Raw genomic sequence first — 16995 nt, forward strand, 5'->3', positions numbered from 1 at the left:
CGGCCGTTCTGGGGCGTGGCCCATCTGCTGAAACGGGGGTACGACGTCGCTTCCGATCGGGATTCCGACGTTGTCCTGTTACAGCGTGAAATGCTCTCCAGCTTTTTCACCTGGGAGCGGTTTACCCGCCGTCCTCGCGTGCTCGATGTCGACGACGCCATCTGGCTTTACCGCGGCGGTCACTTCGCGCGCCGTCTCGCGCAGTGCAGCGACGCCATCATTTGCGGGAACAGCTACATAGCGGATTGGTTTCGCCAGTGGTGCGATCGCGTGCGCATCGTGCCGACACCGGTTGACACCAGCCGTTTCAGACCGATTGCCTCGCCGCCTCGCGGTCGGGTGGTGATTGGCTGGTCAGGCACACGCGGCGGCTTCGTCTATTTCAAGGAGCTTGCCGCGGCGGTCGCGGAGGTTTTGCAAAAGGTTCCGGGCGCCGTCTTCCGGATCATTTCCGATGCCTCGCCGTCGCTGCCGCACATACCCGCCGAGCGAATCGAATTCATTCCCTGGTCGCAGGCCACGGAAGCAACCGCTTTGCAGGACATGACGTTGGGACTTATGCCGCTCGACAACAGCGAGTGGTCGCTCGGCAAGTGCAGCTACAAAATGCTTCTCTATATGGCCTGTGGCGTTCCCGTCGTGGTCACTCCGATCGGGATGAACGTAGACGTGCTGCGCCGGGGGCAGGTGGGCTATGGCGCCGCCACCCACAAAGAATGGGTCGACGCGATGATGGCCATCATCGAAGCCGAACCGCTGCGTGGCAGCATGGGCCAGGAGGGTCGGCGGGTCGTCCTGGAGCATTACAGCCTCAGCCGCTGGATCCCCGCCATGGCAGCAGCATTAAAGGATGTGGCGGCCAATCATTCTGCATTAACCGCTATTGCCGCCCAGCCCCAGGCTCGTTGATTCCCCTTCACATGCTTTGCAGAACGAAATGTCCACCTTGGGGCAGGTGGATCATCGTCCTGGCGCCGTTTTCGGTGAGTGTGCCTACGATGGTCGAGCCGTTGACGGACACGTTGGCGCTGCCGCTTGGCGTTGGCATCGATACCCAGGCATCGACGGCCGCCGGAACATCGAGCACAACGGCCGTGCCTCCGGGTTGAATATCGACCGAGATCGTTCCGTTGGGCGTCGATTCCGTTCCCTTTGCCCACTGCAGCCCGGCGATGTCCGGGCGGATCATGACGGAAGAGAATCCTGGATTTAACGGGTTAATGCCCAATACCTGCTGATGAAGCCAGGCCGCAGGGCCGCTGGACCAGGCGTGTGCGAGGCTGACGAACAGGCGGTTACTGCCTTGATCGGCGAACGAGTTTACCAGAGCCACCAGGCAGGAATGATACTGGGTTGCGCTGGCGCATGACGGATCATAGACCTCAAAAAAGCTGGTCGCTCCCAAGTTGACCATTCCGCCCCAGTACTGACGCATCAGGGCCAGCGCTTCGACACGATGTCCGGCTTGCGCCATCGCGCTGAGCACGAAGTAATTGAAGTAAGGGGACACGGGAAGCTGCGGCGGTTTGCTGAGCACCTGGTCGTAAATGCGGGAGGTGGCATTTTGATCCGCGATGCCGGCAAATACGGCCATTGCGTTGGTCTGCATGATGGTGCCGAACGTGCCGGTGGTCGTGTCCAGGTACGCGGACAATGCAGCGGCGCGAATCGCGCCCGCCTTCTGCTCGTAGCTGCCCGCCAGGGCATCCTCTCCGAGCGCTCGCAGCAGTCTGGCGCCTGCCACGAATGCGTTGTAATAACTGAAAGTTGTGATCTTCACGGCGTCGGGAACGGTTTTGGCGCCGAACTGCACCAGCGTCCAATCCGCGAATATCGTTGCGCCCGGGGTGAGGGCCGGATCGAACAGGTTCGCCCCATTCACCTCGGAGGCCATTACGCCCAGAACCTGCACCAGGTTGTCCCGGGTGCCGCGAAGGTAAGTAATGTCTCCGGAAAACTGGTATTCATCGGCCAAGTCCAGGACCCAGTACGCGTTGTAACCCGGGATGTTATTGATGTCGGTGCTGGTGAAATCGTTCACCGACGCGGTCACTCGCCGCAGCAATTCCGTCAAGGTGTCGCGAACAATCGGCAAGCTGCCGAAGGCGGCCTGCGTGGTGCGCGCGGAAACGAACATGTCTCCCGAGAACGGATTTCGGTCCCGCTTGGGCGCATCCCAGAATGTCGCCTGCAATCCCAATTGCGCCGTGTAGACGCTGGTTTCCCAAATCGTGTTGATGGTCGCGTCGGAGGATTGGAATGTGCCCTTCCGCGGAACATCGCGGAAGACCACATCGCTTGTGACGTGCACGGCCGACAGGCTCTGCGGAGCATCGACCGCGATTTGCGCATACCGGTATGCGGTCATCGGACCTGGCACCGTCGCCAAGGGCGGCACGAAGATGTCGACAGTGCTCAAGAACGAAAGATCCGGTGTCGCCTCCTGCAACGACTCACCGAGATTGACGTGTACTGTCACCGGGATGGAGGCCGATGACGTAATCTTCAGCCGCCCGGAAATCTCCTTGCCGAAATCGAGAATCGCCGATTGCTGCGACAGGGCGCTCACCTGGACAGGGTCCAGCTGCGCATGGTTGAGCTGCGCCGCCAATCCTTGATATCCCGGCCATTGGTACATACGGACGTCGTAATTGCCTTGGAAGCGGTGCCAATCTGCTTCCAGGCCTCCCAGGGCCTGCGCCGTATTCCAGCTGCTGTCATCGAATGCCGTCTGCTCCCAGCCTGCCGCGGCGGTAGTCGATGCTTTCCAACTGCCCTCGGAAACCAGCAAGGCAGGGGCCTCGACTCCCTGCCCAGCTGACATCAAGCTGGCGGCAATGGCTTCGCCTGCGGACGCCGAAATGGCAACCGCGTTGAGCCCCTGGTGCAGATTGGAACTGACGTTGGCAACTGTGACCGGCCGGTCGTGCAGCAGTCTTGGACCGCCGAGCAGAACGTGATTGACCAGAGCACCGTTCACATAAACGTCGAAATTGTACGGGCCGACAACGTAGAGGGTGGATTGCGCCGGTACCGAGTTCACCGTGAATGTCTTGCGGAAATAACGCGGGAAATTGGTGTCCGGTGAAGGCGCTGCAAACCATATGTATTGTGCGGCCCCTGCAATCTGGTTGGCTGCCGGAGCGGCGGCCGGGGCTTGCGCACCGGAACCGCCTGAACCGCACCCGATGAGCAGGAGCAAGGCAATAGCAACCGGAACGCCGAAGAAAAACGCAGCCGATCTCATCTGGTCGCTTGTGCCCACGGCACTCGACCGCTGGTTACGGATTGTAGCGGCAAGTTGCACACTCCGGCGTTCGCGAATCCATTCGGCTTAAAGCATGTTGAATTGCACTGCACGACACTGTGCCACAAAGCTACACAGATCGGTACCCAATTTCCACGTTGGGGACAGAGTCGAGCCAAGAATGGAGACCCAGGCATTTTCGCATGAAGTAAAGAAGGCTTTGAAAAATGTGGTTCTCAGTCCGGCTTCGGATCAGCTCCGAATCTGTGGAGCACGTTGCGGGTAATCTGCTGCGCCGCGGGGCTAACAGGAACATGCTCCGGCTCGTCAGGAGCGCGATATTCGTCAAGCCCGAGGTTCCAATTCATGGAGCCAGTAGCAAAGACGGTGGGCGCGTTGGACGCGGACCATACGGTCATGTCCGAGTACGCGGCGGTTCCGCGCGACCGGTAGGGCGAATGGGCAATGCGTTGCGTCCCTTGCGGCGCGTTGCCGTATACGCGGTCGGCTTCATAGCCCAATAAACCCTGAATGTGATCCCCGTTGTGCAGCCCCGTGCCCTCAAACGCCCAGTGGGAAGCATCCTCAACCACCACGTCCCCGTGAACTGGCGAGTGATAGTACATGACGCCTACCATCGCGTCCTCCGGACGTCTGACGCGGAAGTTGCGGAACAGTATGGTAGTCCGCCGTGCCAGTTCCGGGTCCGACGAGCGACTCATGGGATCCAGGCTCCAGCTTTTGTAGCACACGATCGTGCGATCGGGCGCACCGGTAATCCGGCTGGGCTCGAGTCGAATTTGAAAATAGGACACGTTGGCCCCAAAAAATCCCAGGCTGACACCTTGATCGCGCGCGCTTTCGACGTGGTCCCGCATCTGCCATGACCAGTATTCATCGTGGCCAACCGAGAGAAACGCTTTGTGATTCAAGAGCAGTTCGCCGCGAGCGTGGGTATCGACATCGGTGGTGTAGGTGACGTCGTAACCTTCACGTTCCAGGAAGCGCAGCATGTTGTATTCGAAATGCCGTATGCCCAGGAACTCTCCCGCGCTGCCGCGTTTTTGACCGTAGGGACGGTCAAAAGAGATTTGGTACGCGCGCGGCTTGCTGTAAAGAGAAAAACCACCCCACTCGTTATAGGCTTGAAACGTAGTAACGCTCGACTGAAATAAGAGATCGGAGGCGCGCGCGTCGTCGCGAACGACGAACACGACGTAGCTTTGCTTGCCGCTGCTCAGCCCGGTTAATTTTGCGAGATAGATGCCGCTGGCCCAATCCGTAGGGTCGGAGCTATGCGGGATGTGCAATACGAACGGATCTTTCCAGTCACACTCCACCAGCCGCGTGTGGGGATCAAATTGCGGTTTAGGCTGGACTTTCCCGGCGCGGATGGTTGGCTCCATCACTCTTCGCCCGCCGGCGCCGCCGTACCAACCCATCCGGAAAATCTCGATCAGGTAGCTCGGCTCGGCCGTATTTACGAATATCTGGATGTCCTCGCCACGATTGACGCTCGCCGCTGACGCATAACCCTCAATTTCATGCTCTAACGAGACGTCGGTAAGGACCCACTCCGTGGATCCTGGTTTTGCATTCTCCTGTCGAATGGCCGTCGCAACCGCAGCACGCGCATCGTAGTGCGGCGCCGACGGATGAATCGTCGTCCCCAAAGGCTCACACGCCGTCCAGATCATCACCGGGACGACAAAATAAATCCAACCTATAACAGACTGCCACCTCAGGCTCATAAAGGCGAAAGGCTTAAAGAAATCAATTTGCCGGCCGACAGCTGGCGACGGAATTCCCTCGGATTTCATCGACCGACACCAAGCGCATCTGATTTTCAAACTCCATCGATTTCGCTGACCGAGAGGAGCCTTACCGGCGATGTTTCGTGGCTGGGCCGGTTAGGCACCTTAGCACAAAAACCGCAATCCGCGTGATGTTTGCGGCATCCTGGCACAAACGTGCTACTCGCGTTGCTGAGATGCCGAAGATGGGACCGTGGGATGCAGGCCTGGTGTGCAGGGCGCGCGACGCAGTCTCAAACACCAAGACGTTCACACTGTGGCTGCGGAGCGCAAACTCATGAATTGATGCAAGATTTCTTCGAGTGACACGCGGATGCGCCAGTTGGGATAATCGGACTGGAACCGCCGCAGGTCGCTGATGTAGCAGATGTGGTCGCCGACGCGGTTCTTGTCGACATACTCGGTTTTCAGGGTCTTCCCAAGCAAGTCTCCCATACGGCCGATGGCTTCGAGAATTGAAATCGAATTGCTACGTCCACCGCCCAGGTTGTACACCGCCGCACAGCGCGGCGATTCGTAAAAGGCATAGAAAGCATCGCAGACGTCCCGCGAATGAATGTTGTCGCGCACCTGCTTGCCCTTGTAACCGTAAATGCGGTAGGTGCGGTCTTCGTGGAAGCAGCGCGCCAGGTAAGCGAGAAAGCCGTGCAGTTCAGCGCCGGAGTGATGCGGTCCTGTCAGGCAGCCGCCTCGGAAGCACACCGTGGGCATGTTGAAGTAACGTCCATATTCCTGGACAACGAGGTCAGCCGCCGCTTTCGAGGCGCCGAACAAGCTATGCAGGGTGGCATCGATGCGGCAGGACTCGCTGATTCCGTTGTAGTTTTCCGGCTGTGCGTAGTCCCAGCGAGTTTCCAGTTCCTGCAGGGGCAGTTCATTGGGCGCGTCACCGTAGACCTTATTGGTGCTCATGAAAATGAAAGGCGATTCGGGGCAATAGTGGCGGGCTGCTTCCAATAAGTTGAGTGTGCCGGTAGCATTGATTTCAAAGTCATCGAAGGGCCGGTCCTTGGCGAGATCATGGGACGGCTGCGCCGCGCAATGGATCAGCAGGTTCGGACGGAATTGCCTGACTAAGCCGAGAATGCGCTCACGCTCGCGGATGTCGAGTTCGTGATGCTCGAAATTGTGGGTCGTGTTGAGCAGGCGCTTCAGGTTCCATGAGGTATCGCCATCCGGCCCGAAAAAAGACATGCGCATGTTGTTATCAATACCGTGAACGTGCCAGTCGAGGCGATCGAAATAGCTAACACATTCCGACCCAATCAAGCCCGAAGAGCCGGTCACCAAAACAGATTTCATGAGGCCACCTTGGCGATGAATAGGAAACGCAAGTTTACAAGAACTCCTCAAATTGCCAACCCCGGGGAGCGCTCGATACACTCGCGGGGAGCACATCGTCTCTCATGGAGTCCGGATGAAGGCATTGGTGACAGGTGGCGCTGGTTTTCTCGGTTCGCATCTTTGTGAAAAACTCCTGAGTCACGGCTGGGAAGTGGTATGCGTGGACAATGAATCGACTGGGGCTAGGAGCAATATCCGGCAGCTGGAAAACAATGAACGCTTGGAATTTGTTCGGGCCGATTGCAGTTCCGGACTGGCCTATCCCGGCACGCTTGACTATGTGCTGCACTTCGCGTCGCCGGCCAGTCCCCCGGATTACCTGCGCCTGCCGATTGAAACCCTGCAAGTCGGTTCCTCCGGAACGTACCACGCCCTACGATTGGCGGAGGAAAAGGAGGCCAAGTTCCTGAACGCCTCCACCTCGGAGTGCTACGGCGATCCCGAAATCAGCCCGCAGCCGGAGTCCTATTGGGGACACGTCAATCCGGTCGGCCCGCGCAGCGTTTATGACGAAGCGAAGCGCTTTTCTGAAGCCTTGACCATGGCCTTCCACCGGTCACGCGGAGTGGACACAAGAATCGTTCGCATCTTTAACACTTATGGCCCGCGAATGCGGCTGAACGACGGACGCGCTTTGCCCAACTTCCTCTACCAGGCGCTCACCGGAAAACCAATCACGGTGTATGGGGATGGGTCACAGACGCGCAGCTTCTGCTACGTTTCGGACTTGATCGAAGGCATCTACCGCCTGATGCAGAGCGACGAACATCATCCGGTAAATATAGGCAATCCAAACGAAATCACTATTCTGGACTTTGCCCAACGGGTGAAGTCACTGACGGGTTCCGACGCGCCTATCGTGTTTAAACCGCTGCCCCAAGACGACCCGAAGCAACGCTGTCCAGACATTAGCAAAGCCAAAAGGCTGCTCGGCTGGGAGCCAAAAGTATCGTTGCAGGAAGGGTTGGAACGTACCTTGCGCTACTTCCGCGATCAGGTCAGCGACGAGACCAGCTCGGTTACGGAATCAAATCCCACGCCGGGCTAAGCCGTTCTTACCAATCGCTGCTCCCGGTTACCGCGCGGCGGCCACTGCTTGCGTGCGGTACCACTCCACGGTGCGGCGCAGGCCTTCTTGAAACGTAACCACCGGCTTGTAACCGATCGCCGCCTGAATGCGCGAAATGTCCGCGTGCGAGTGCTTGATGTCGCCGACGCGTTCCGGCCCGTATTCGGCGGGTCCAGAGTAGCCGGTCAGCTTCTGCAGCTCCCCATACATTTCGTTGATCGTGACGCGGCGGCCGGTAGCCGCGTTGAAGGCTCGTCCGGCAACCTGTTGCGGCGAGGCGATGCAAGCTCGCAGGTTGGCGTCAACGACATTTTCGACGAAGGTGAAATCCCGGCTTTGCTCCCCGTCGCCGTAGATGGTCGGCTGCTCGCCACGCAGCATCGAGGAGATGAACTTGGCCATCACCCCCGAATATTGCGACGTAGGGTCCTGGCGCGGTCCGAAAACATTGAAGTATCTCAGGGCCACCGTTTCCATGCCATAGACCCGGTAGAACGACGCCATGTAGTATTCACCGGCGAGCTTGGCCACCGCATAGGGAGAGATGGGCGCGGGCAGCATGCCTTCGTGCTTGGGCAGGGTCGGCGTGTCGCCGTAAAGCGAGGACGAAGAGGCATATACAACGCGCTTCACCCGCGCGTCGCGCGCCGCCACCAGCAGGCTGACGGTGGCGTCTATGTTGGCCCGGTTGCTCTCCATGGGGTCCTTGACGGACCTGGGCACGGAGGGAATGGCGGCCTGGTGCAGCACGTAGTCGACGTCACGACATGCCTGTGCGACGGCGGCGGGGTGGTTCAGGTCAGCCTCGATGAACTCGATGCGCGAACCAATATCGGCGACATTGGCGGCATTTCCGGTGCTCAAGTTGTCGATGCCGCGCACGCGCTCGCCACGGTCCAGCAGGGCGTGTGCCAGCGACGATCCGATGAAGCCGGCGATTCCGGTAATTAAGTAGAGTGCCATCGTGATATGGGCAGGTCAGCAGCGAACGATATTGTTTCCCTGGAGGCCGCGGGTCGCGTTGCGGCTGTCCACCACCAGCTTCGATTCGCGCACAATGCGGGCATAGTCGTAGTCAGAGTGGTCGGTGACGATGAGCACGCAGTCGTACTGGCCGAGATTTTCCAGCGGCGTATTTTTCATCTGCAAGTCGTATTTCCGTCCTTTGCCGACGAAGGAGAAATACGGATCGTTATAGGAAACCGCCGCTCCCTCGCGCTGCAACAACTCGATGATGGTGAGCGACGGCGATTCGCGCAGATCGTCGATGTCCTTCTTGTAGGCGACGCCCAGCACCAGCACCTCGGCGCCATTCAGCGCTTTCTTGTGCCGGTTCAGCGCCGCCGAAACCGACGCCACAACGTGGTAAGGCATGGCGCTGTTCACATCGCCGGCCAACTCGATGAAGCGCGTCTGGAAGTCGTATTCCTTCGCCTTCCATGAGAGATAGTAGGGATCGACCGGAATGCAGTGGCCGCCCAGCCCCGGACCCGGATAAAACGCCTGGAATCCGAACGGCTTCGTCTTGGCCGCCTCGATGACTTCCCAGATGTCCACTCCCATGCGCAGGCAGAGCAGCTTGAGTTCGTTCACCATGGCGATGTTCACGCAGCGGTAAATGTTCTCCAGCAGCTTGGTCATCTCCGCCACCGCGGGAGTGGAAACACGGACCGTGCGCCGGAAGATGGCGCCGTAAACCGCTGCCGAAAGCTCGCCCGCCGTGCTGTCCAGCCCGCCCACGACTTTCGGAATGTCATGGCGCTCGATATCGGTGCGTCCGGGATCTTCGCGCTCCGGGGAGAAGGCGACGTAAAACATGTCATCCCCGGATTGCCCATTGCGCGCCGCTTTCAGCGCATGCCGGTTTCCCTTCTCCAGGATCGGGACCAGCACCTCTTCGGTGGTCCCCGGATACGTCGTGCTCTCCAGGATGATGAGCTGGCCGGGATGAATGTGCGGCGCAATCGACTCCGCCGTATTGATGATGTAGCTCATGTCCGGCTGGCGAAACTCGTCCAGCGGCGTGGGCACGCAGATGATGACCGCATCCATGTCGGCGATATGCGTAAAATCGCAGGTCGGGTCAAACCCGTTCGCACGCGCCGACTGGATGTGCGCCGCCTCAATGCGGACGATGTAAGAACCGCCCTTGTTCAGCGTTTCCACCTTGCCCTGGTCGACGTCGAAGCCGGTGATGGCGAACTTCTGCTCGGAAAAAAGAAGTACCAGCGGCAGGCCAACATAGCCGAGACCGATGACGCCGATCTTCGCGGTGCGGGCCTCGATTTTGGACAGGAACTGGTCAGGAGTACGGACGGCGGCGGTGGTGGGCATTCAGCTCCTCTGCAGGGACAACTTTCAGGATTCTAGCATTGCGAGAAGATGCTGTTGGGTGATGATTTATCGACTTGGCCGTCAGCAAACTCGACAAAAGTCCGGAGCCTGGCCACCTTCTTCGCCTTCAGTCCATGGTTGCGGCTGCCGGTCGTGAGGCCGGTTCAACATCAGCCCGTCCCACGCTGTAATACTGAAAACCCCGCGACGCCATGGTGGCCGGGTCGTACAGGTTGCGGCCATCCACGATGATGGGATAGGCAAGAGCGCTACGAATGAGTCCCAGGTCCAGGGAGCCAAACTCGGCCCAGTCGGTCAAAATCAGCAAGGCGTCGGCTGCCTTGGCCGCGTCGTAAGCCGAGTCGGTATAGGTGACGCCGGAAGCTGGTAAGACCTGTCGCGCGCTCTGCATCGCGGCGGGATCGTAAACCTGGATTGTGCAGCCCTCTTTCAGCAGCATCTCGGCGATCGCGATCGCGGGGGACTCCCGGATGTCGTCGGTCCCGCCCTTGAATGCCAATCCCAGTATTCCCAGACGCTTTCCGCGCAGAGTCCAGAGAGCCTTGCGCACCTTGCGCAGGAAACGGTGGCGCTGGTCTTCATTGATATTGATCACTTCATCCAGGAGCCGAAAATCGTATCCGCACTCGCGCGCCACCGCCCGGAATGCCATCAGGTCCTTGGGGAAGCAAGAACCCCCGTAGCCGATGCCCGGATTCAGAAAACGGTGCCCGATGCGGGAATCGGCGCCGATGCCGTCGCACACCTGGCGCACGTCGGCACCCACCGACTCGCACATGTTGGCGACCGCATTGATGAAGGAAATCTTCGTGGCCAGGAATGCGTTACAAGCGTGCTTGATGAGTTCGGCGCTCTTGGCGCTGGTTTCAATCAGACGGGGCGGAAGCTGGGCGTTGTCGGGGGCAGGAATCGGATTGCCTTTGCTGTAGTATTCGCCCGTCGTCAACGGCGCATAAATCTCGCGCAACATGGCGGCCGCGCGTGGGGTATCCGCGCCGATCACGATCCGGTCGGGATACATGAAGTCGCTGACCGCGGTGCCTTCCCGCAGAAATTCCGGGTTGGAGGCGACGTCGAATGAGTCGGCGCGCGCTCCGTTCAACAACATCACCTTGCGCACCCAGTCGTGGGTAAACACCGGGACCGTGCTCTTCTCCACGATCAGCTTGTAGCCTTTGATCGAGCGCGCCAGCTCGCGCGTGACCGACTCCACGTACGACAGGTCGGCGTATCCGTCGCCTCCCTGGGGCGTGCCGACGGCGATGAAAATGGCGTCGGTTACTTCCACCGCTTTCGCCAGGTCGCTGGAGAAACACACGCGGCCGTTGCGGTGCCGGGCCAGCAATTCGGGCAGGAACTGCTCGTGAATCGGAATCTCCCCACGCTGCAGCTTCGCGGTCTTTTGCGCATCGTTGTCAACCGAAATGACTTCGTGTCCGAGTTCTGCAAAGCAGGCGGAAGCGACTAATCCTACGTAGCCGGATCCGACAACCGTGATCCTCATGAATTCTTGCTCCATCCGGGGGACGAAGACTTTGAGTGGAATTTCCTTCTTCAGGGTACCACGACACCCTGCGGCCAAGCGCTGCTCATAGCGGAATTGCAGCAGGAAAATCCGGGGGAATCCACGGAAGTAACCGGCACGCCGCTCCGATCAGCGATAGTATAGTGGTACTGCTGATGTCGATCTACAGCCTTATTTTCCCCGCCTTCAATGAGAGCGAGCGACTCGCGCCCACTCTTGAGAAAGTGCTGGCCTACGTGTCGCAGCAGCACTGGCAGGCGGAAATCATCGTCGTCGATGACGGTTCCACCGACGGTACTGCGGACGTGGTGCGGGAGTTCGCGCGCAGCCACGGCATCGTTCAATTGGTGCAAAATCCCGGCAACCGCGGCAAGGGATACAGTGTCCGCAACGGAATGATGCATGCACATGGTGACGTGCTGCTGTTCAGCGACGCGGACCTGTCCTCGCCGATTTCGGAGGCGCAAAAATTGATTGCCGCTATTGAAAACGGCGCCGAGGTTGCGATCGGTTCGCGCTGGCTCCAATCCGAGGTGCAGACCCAGCGGCAATCGCTGGTGCGGCAACTTTTCGGCCGGGTTTATAACCTGCTGCTGCGCCTCGTCCTTGGCCTCGACTACAAAGACACGCAGTGTGGATTCAAAGCCTTTACCCGCCAGGCCGCGCGGCTGATTTTTTCGGCGCAAAGGATCGAGCGCTGGGGGTTCGATCCCGAGTTGCTGTTCCTGGCACACACCTACGGATTGCGCGTCGCCGAAATTCCGGTGGAATGGGGGCACGCAGGCGCCTCGAAAATCAACCCGTTCAGCGACGGCATACGCATGTTCGGGGAAATGCTCAGCATTCGCTGGAATGCATTGACTGGAAAATATGCCTCGCCGGCGATCACGCGGGCGGCCTCTCGCTGACACCCATTCGACAATGTAAAAAGTAAGCCGCCTAGCCGGCGCCCTGGGATATTCGGACGGGGCAGTCGTCGCCACTCCTCCGGTGCAGCTCGCACCAACAACAAAATTAAGGTCAAAAATCCTACAGTACTAAGTAATCCTGATTAATGCGGATTAAGGCCGCCGGCAGGATACTCCGCGAACCGTTTCCCATCAGGCTTCCCGGAGAACATCCGTATGCGCCCAGCTGTCTTCGTCGCCCTGGCTGTAGGACTATCCCTGTCCACCGCCTTTGCCAGTACGCCGCTGCAAATCACGCCCACAACCACGCTGGCCGCTGAGACTGGCAACAACACCAGCACCTCGAATCTATTTGCGACTACGGGCAATGGCGACATGGCTGCCGGCAACGTGAGCAAGGTGGATACTCACACCCTGCTCTACCCCGGCTTCGACGGGAAGATCTACGCGCACCTGATGGGCTGGTTCTGCATGACCGCGGGCTCTACCGCCACCGGCGCCGGGACACTGTGCGGAAGCCATGTCCAGGTCGGCTACAACTCCAACGATCCTGCCGTGGTGCATGCGCAGGTGAACGACATGATCAGCCGCGGCTTCGACGGCGTAATCCACGACTGGTACGGTCCCGGCAACTCGAGCGACGACATCGAAACCACGAACTACATGAACGAGGCGCAACAGCACCCGAATTTCACATTCGCGTTGATGATCGACAAGGGCGCCATCGAGTGGTACTCCTGCTATCCGACCTGCACGGCGACGCAGGCGCTACTGAACCTGACGCAATACGCGGCCAACACCTATTTCAACTCCCCCGCCTACATGCGGATCAATGGCCGGCCGGTGCTGACCAATTTCGACATCGACCTGCATTACACCGTCGATTGGAACTACGTCGCGGCCAACACGCCGGGAAACCCGATTTTCATCTTCCAGAACAGCGGTGGATTCACTCACACCCTGAGCGCAGGCGCTTATTCGTGGGTCATCATCAACTCCCAATACGGCTTGGACTATCTCACCAACTTCTACAACACGGGCCTGCAGTATCCATCCGAGCTGACCGTGGGCGCCATGTACAAGGGGTTCAACGATACCCTGGCGTCATGGTCGGGAAACCGCGTAATGAGCCAGCAGTGCGGGCAGACGTGGCTGCAGACCTTCGCCAAGGCCAACTCCATGTACAACAGTTCCAGCCAGCTTGGCGCCATCCAAATGGTGACTTGGGATGACTACGAGGAAGGAACGGAGCTAGAGACCGGCATCGACAATTGCCTTGCGGTGAGCGGCGGCATGTCGAACACCACGTTGAAGTGGAACATCAGCGGCGACGAGAGCACCCTGGATCACTACACCGTGTTCATCTCGACCGATGGCCAGAACCTGATGTCGCTGGGCGATTTCGCGGTGGGGACACGGCAGCTTGATCTTGCCTCTTACACCCCGGCAGTAGGAAGCACCTACACGCTGTACGTGAAGGCGGTGGGCAAACCGTCGATGCGCAACCAGATCTCAGGTCCGGTGACGTTCTCCTACACGCCGGGCGTGCACATGACGCCCAGTAACGGCGCGACCGTGAGCTCCCCGATGACGCTGAGCGGCTACGCAGTGTCAGCCAACCCAATCTCGGCCATGATCGCCTATGTTGACTACAACGAGGTATACCGGACTTACTCGGGGTCGCTGAGCACGACCCTCTCTCTGAGTTCGGGCGCCCACCTGGTCGTCATCAATGCCTGGGACAGCACCGGGGCGCTGATGCAGGCGCAGGCAAACATCTCGGTGGCTTCGCTGTCGCCGAATGCAGCACTCACATTGTCGAGCACGAGCGCCGTTGCGCCGGCAACAATCACTGCGTCCACCTCCGGTTCCACCGACCCCAACAGCGGCGGTACCATCTCCTCGTCCACCATTAACTGGGGCGACGGCGCGACTTCGTCCGGTCCGAATGCTTCCCACGTTTACAGCCAGGCCGGCAATTACACGGTGAGCGCCACGGTGACGGACAACTACGGGCTGAGCGCAACGACGACCAAGGCGCTGACAATCAGTGCGCCGTCGATAACCATCAGCAGTCCGCTCAATGGCTCGACCGTTTCTTCGCCGGTACAGGTGACCGCCAAGGCGGTTTCAGGGCTTCCGATATCGGCAATCATCGTTTACCTGGACAACAACGAGGTTTATCGCACCTATTCAGCGACGGTGAACACCAGTATTTCGATGGGGTCGGGCCAGCACCAGATCGTCACCAACGCGTGGGACTCAGCCGGCACCTTGATGCAGGCCAAGGTCTCGATCACGGTAAAACGGCGGCACTGAACTTCGGCAAGCCAGGGACTGCAGAGCTGGAACAGGCTGAAGTGACTTCAGCGGAGCACGCGCGCGGAGAACCACCACGCCGCGGTGCAAGGTTCGGGTCGCTAGTGAATCGCCTGTTGAGGAAAGAAATAAGACCGGCATTGCCGCCGCATGCCGGTCTTATTTCTTATTCCTGCGATGCGTAATAACCCTGCTTGGCGTGCAGGTTGAGCATGGGCAGGCCGCGGGGAGGCAGGAGCTTGACCTTGATTTTGTGCCACTTGCCATCCCTGGGCTTGGCGACCGGCTTGTAGGCAATGACGTATTGATTGCGCAATTCGGTGCCGATCTTGGTGGCCACATCGGGCAATTCATTGGGATCGTTCAGGGTAAAGGTGCGTCCGCCGGTGACTTCGGTCATATCCGAGAGCAGCGTGGGACCAAGGCGCTCTTCCTGCGTCCGCGGCGCCTGGTCGAACAGGCCGATCGCGAAGATCTGAACGTCGGCTTCCTTCACGGCCGACTTGATTTCGCTTTCGCTGTAGCGGCTGTGATTGTCGCCGCCATCGGAAATGATGAGCAGCGCCTTGCGTTCGCGCTTGGCCTGCTTCATCTTGTTCATGCCCATGTAAATGGCATCCAGCAGTGCGGTCATGCCCTTGGGCTGCGCCATCACTAGCCTGCTCTGGATGTCGCCGACCGAACCGGTAAAGTCAGACAGCAGCAGCGGACGGTCGGAAAAACCGATAATGAAGAACTCGTCTTCCGGATTCGCAGTCTGCATGAATTGCACGACCGCTTCCTTGGCCTTGTCGAACTTGTTGTTCATGGAACCGCTCATGTCCAGGATGACGCCGACGGAAACCGGCGCATCCTCGGAAGAGAGGTTGTGAATTTGCTGCTTCTGCTTTCCTTCGAAGACTTCGAAATTGTCCTTCTCCAGTCCGGTTACCAGGCGATCCATGGGATCCGTGACAGTGACCGGAACCAGGATCAGCTCCACATCCGAACGCAGCGGCTTGGTGTGCGTCTTCAGCGACGGATCGATGGAAACGTCAGGAGACGCGGCTGGCCTGGAAGCGATACGCGGCGTGATATGTACGTCCGCGTCCTGGGCGATGGCCATGCCCGTGAGCAGGATGGTGAGCAGCACTGCGAAAAAGACAACGCCGCGTCGAGAATCGGAGGTGGTCTTGCGACGCCGGGGCATACGCGAAATTAGGGGACCCATAATGCACTCTGCCGGCCAGAGGTGTCACTGCTCATAGGATGTAAGTTTGCGCCAAGCAGTTATCCGTGGGATGGACTACTGCTGGCCTGGTTCGGCCAGGGCGGGGATTTCGTCCCTCTTTCCGCTCTCTTGTTATGCTGTTGGGCCGGAGGTGATCATGATCTCTCGCGGAACGGGCAGGTTTGGGTGGCTGCTAGGGTACGGATTGGCGATTGCGGCGTTGGCCCTGCCGGCTGCACCCCAGTACAAGGTGGTCAAGCACTTTGCCCTGGGCGGAGAGGGAGGCTGGGATGCCCTGACCGTGGACAGCTCGGCGCGCCGCGTGTATGTGTCGCGGGGGACTCGTGTGATGGTGGTGGATGCGGATACAGGCAAGCCGGTCGGCGAGATTCCGGACACTCCGGGCGTGCATGCCGTCGCGCTGGCTCCCAAGCTGAACAAGGGTTTCATCAGCGCGGGACGAGCGAACAACGTCGTGGTCTTCGACCTGGAAACCCTGAAGTCGTCCGGCACCGTGGCGGCGGGCGAAAATCCGGATCTCATCCTGTACGAGCCCCATACCAGGCGCGTCTTTGCCTTCAATGGGCGCAGCAAGAATGTGACGGTCATCGACGCGGAGTCGCAGAAGGTGCTCACAACCATCCCTCTCCCCGGCAAACCAGAATTTGCCACCTTCGACGGCCATGGACGCGTCTTCGTCAACATCGAAGATAAGGGAACAGTCGCGGTGATTGACGCTTCCAGCATGAAGGTCGGCAAAGAAATGTCGATGTCGCCGTGCGAGGAACCAACCGGCCTGGCGATGGACCGCAAGAAGGGCCGCCTGTTTGCCGGATGTTCTGGCAACAAGGTGATGGCGGTGATGGAGGCTGGCAGCGGTAAGCTGCTGGCTTCGGTGCCGATCGGCGCGGGCTGCGACGGAACGGAGTTTGACGCCTCTGTTGGACTGGCGTTCGCCGCGAATGGGCGCGATGGCACACTGACCGTAGTCGGAGAGACCTCGCCGGGAAAATTTGAAGCCGTGCAGACGGTGACCACGCAGGTCAGCGGGCGGACGCTTGCCCTCGACGAGAAAACACACCAGTTGTTTATCCCTGTAGCGAAGTTGCAGCCGCCGGCAGCTCCAGGCCAGCGTCCGACGATGGAACCGGGGACCTTTGAGCTGTTGGTGGTCGGCCGCTGAAGGGACATACAGAAGGTACGA

At 59.4% G+C, this 16995-nt stretch carries 12 protein-coding genes; 5 read left to right on the forward strand and 7 right to left on the reverse strand.

Annotated features, from left to right (window positions below):
• The coding region (locus VFI82_03060; GenBank protein ID HET7183635.1) for a glycosyltransferase family 4 protein at window positions 1–909 on the forward strand (909 nt) is incomplete at its 5' end.
• A gap of 7 nt (window positions 910–916) precedes the next feature.
• Here VFI82_03060 and VFI82_03065 read toward each other — a convergent pair.
• The 3 genes from VFI82_03065 to VFI82_03075 all read right to left on the reverse strand — a co-directional run bounded on the left by VFI82_03065 (window position 917) and on the right by VFI82_03075 (window position 6363).
• A complete protein-coding gene (locus tag VFI82_03065; GenBank protein HET7183636.1) occupies window positions 917–3247 on the reverse strand; it encodes an alpha-L-rhamnosidase C-terminal domain-containing protein in 2331 nt (776 codons plus the stop codon).
• A 236-nt stretch (window positions 3248–3483) separates the two neighbouring features.
• Window positions 3484–5067 (reverse strand): N,N-dimethylformamidase beta subunit family domain-containing protein, encoded by a 1584-nt coding sequence (locus VFI82_03070; GenBank protein ID HET7183637.1) that lies wholly within the window; start codon window positions 5065–5067, stop codon window positions 3484–3486.
• 243 nt (window positions 5068–5310) lie between these two features.
• Window positions 5311–6363: an NAD-dependent epimerase/dehydratase family protein gene (locus tag VFI82_03075; GenBank protein HET7183638.1), complete on the reverse strand. Its 1053-nt coding sequence runs from the start codon at window positions 6361–6363 to the stop codon at window positions 5311–5313.
• Window positions 6364–6478: 115 nt separating this feature from the next.
• On the opposite strand from VFI82_03075, the gene VFI82_03080 reads away from it, so the two are divergent.
• On the forward strand, window positions 6479–7453 hold the full coding sequence (locus tag VFI82_03080; GenBank protein ID HET7183639.1) for a UDP-glucuronic acid decarboxylase family protein: 975 nt from the start codon (window positions 6479–6481) through the stop codon (window positions 7451–7453).
• A gap of 27 nt (window positions 7454–7480) precedes the next feature.
• On the opposite strand, the gene VFI82_03085 is transcribed toward VFI82_03080, so the two are convergent.
• From VFI82_03085 to VFI82_03095, 3 genes are all read right to left on the reverse strand, one after another.
• Window positions 7481–8437, reverse strand: coding sequence for an SDR family oxidoreductase (locus VFI82_03085; protein HET7183640.1), 957 nt, complete (start codon window positions 8435–8437; stop codon window positions 7481–7483).
• A gap of 15 nt (window positions 8438–8452) precedes the next feature.
• Window positions 8453–9808 carry a nucleotide sugar dehydrogenase gene (locus VFI82_03090; protein HET7183641.1) on the reverse strand — a complete coding sequence of 452 codons (1356 nt, stop codon included), beginning with the start codon at window positions 9806–9808 and terminating at the stop codon, window positions 8453–8455.
• A gap of 127 nt (window positions 9809–9935) precedes the next feature.
• A complete protein-coding gene (locus VFI82_03095; protein HET7183642.1) occupies window positions 9936–11333 on the reverse strand; it encodes a UDP-glucose/GDP-mannose dehydrogenase family protein in 1398 nt (465 codons plus the stop codon).
• A 176-nt stretch (window positions 11334–11509) separates the two neighbouring features.
• Between VFI82_03095 and VFI82_03100 the strand changes: the two genes are divergently transcribed.
• Complete coding sequence (locus VFI82_03100) at window positions 11510–12262, forward strand: dolichyl-phosphate beta-glucosyltransferase (protein HET7183643.1); 753 nt, start codon at window positions 11510–11512, stop codon at window positions 12260–12262.
• 216 nt (window positions 12263–12478) lie between these two features.
• On the forward strand, window positions 12479–14581 hold the full coding sequence (locus VFI82_03105; protein HET7183644.1) for a PKD domain-containing protein: 2103 nt from the start codon (window positions 12479–12481) through the stop codon (window positions 14579–14581).
• 166 nt (window positions 14582–14747) lie between these two features.
• Here the strand turns inward: VFI82_03105 and VFI82_03110 are convergent, their stop codons facing one another.
• A complete protein-coding gene (locus VFI82_03110) occupies window positions 14748–15770 on the reverse strand; it encodes a VWA domain-containing protein (protein HET7183645.1) in 1023 nt (340 codons plus the stop codon).
• Between the two features lie 178 nt (window positions 15771–15948).
• Here VFI82_03110 and VFI82_03115 point away from each other — a divergent pair, with 178 nt between their 5' ends.
• The gene (locus VFI82_03115; protein ID HET7183646.1) at window positions 15949–16974 is read left to right on the forward strand and encodes a YncE family protein; all 1026 of its coding nucleotides are present in this window, start codon (window positions 15949–15951) and stop codon (window positions 16972–16974) included.
• Window positions 16975–16995 lie beyond the last annotated feature (21 nt).

Source organism: Terriglobales bacterium, assembly GCA_035691485.1.
In the GTDB taxonomy this organism is placed as follows: domain Bacteria; phylum Acidobacteriota; class Terriglobia; order Terriglobales; family Acidobacteriaceae; genus JAIQGF01.

Bases quoted from the DNA above. Each gene is read 5' to 3' on its own strand.
- VFI82_03065 (HET7183636.1), bottom strand. From the start codon at position 3,247: ATGAGATCGGCTGCGTTTTTCTTCGGCGTTCCGGTTGCTATTGCCTTG.
- VFI82_03070 (HET7183637.1), bottom strand. From the start codon at position 5,067: ATGAAATCCGAGGGAATTCCGTCGCCAGCTGTCGGCCGGCAAATTGAT.
- VFI82_03075 (HET7183638.1), bottom strand. From the start codon at position 6,363: ATGAAATCTGTTTTGGTGACCGGCTCTTCGGGCTTGATTGGGTCGGAA.
- VFI82_03080 (HET7183639.1), top strand. From the start codon at position 6,479: ATGAAGGCATTGGTGACAGGTGGCGCTGGTTTTCTCGGTTCGCATCTT.
- VFI82_03085 (HET7183640.1), bottom strand. From the start codon at position 8,437: ATGGCACTCTACTTAATTACCGGAATCGCCGGCTTCATCGGATCGTCG.
- VFI82_03090 (HET7183641.1), bottom strand. From the start codon at position 9,808: ATGCCCACCACCGCCGCCGTCCGTACTCCTGACCAGTTCCTGTCCAAA.
- VFI82_03095 (HET7183642.1), bottom strand. From the start codon at position 11,333: ATGAGGATCACGGTTGTCGGATCCGGCTACGTAGGATTAGTCGCTTCC.
- VFI82_03100 (HET7183643.1), top strand. From the start codon at position 11,510: ATGTCGATCTACAGCCTTATTTTCCCCGCCTTCAATGAGAGCGAGCGA.
- VFI82_03105 (HET7183644.1), top strand. From the start codon at position 12,479: ATGCGCCCAGCTGTCTTCGTCGCCCTGGCTGTAGGACTATCCCTGTCC.
- VFI82_03110 (HET7183645.1), bottom strand. From the start codon at position 15,770: ATGCCCCGGCGTCGCAAGACCACCTCCGATTCTCGACGCGGCGTTGTC.
- VFI82_03115 (HET7183646.1), top strand. From the start codon at position 15,949: ATGATCTCTCGCGGAACGGGCAGGTTTGGGTGGCTGCTAGGGTACGGA.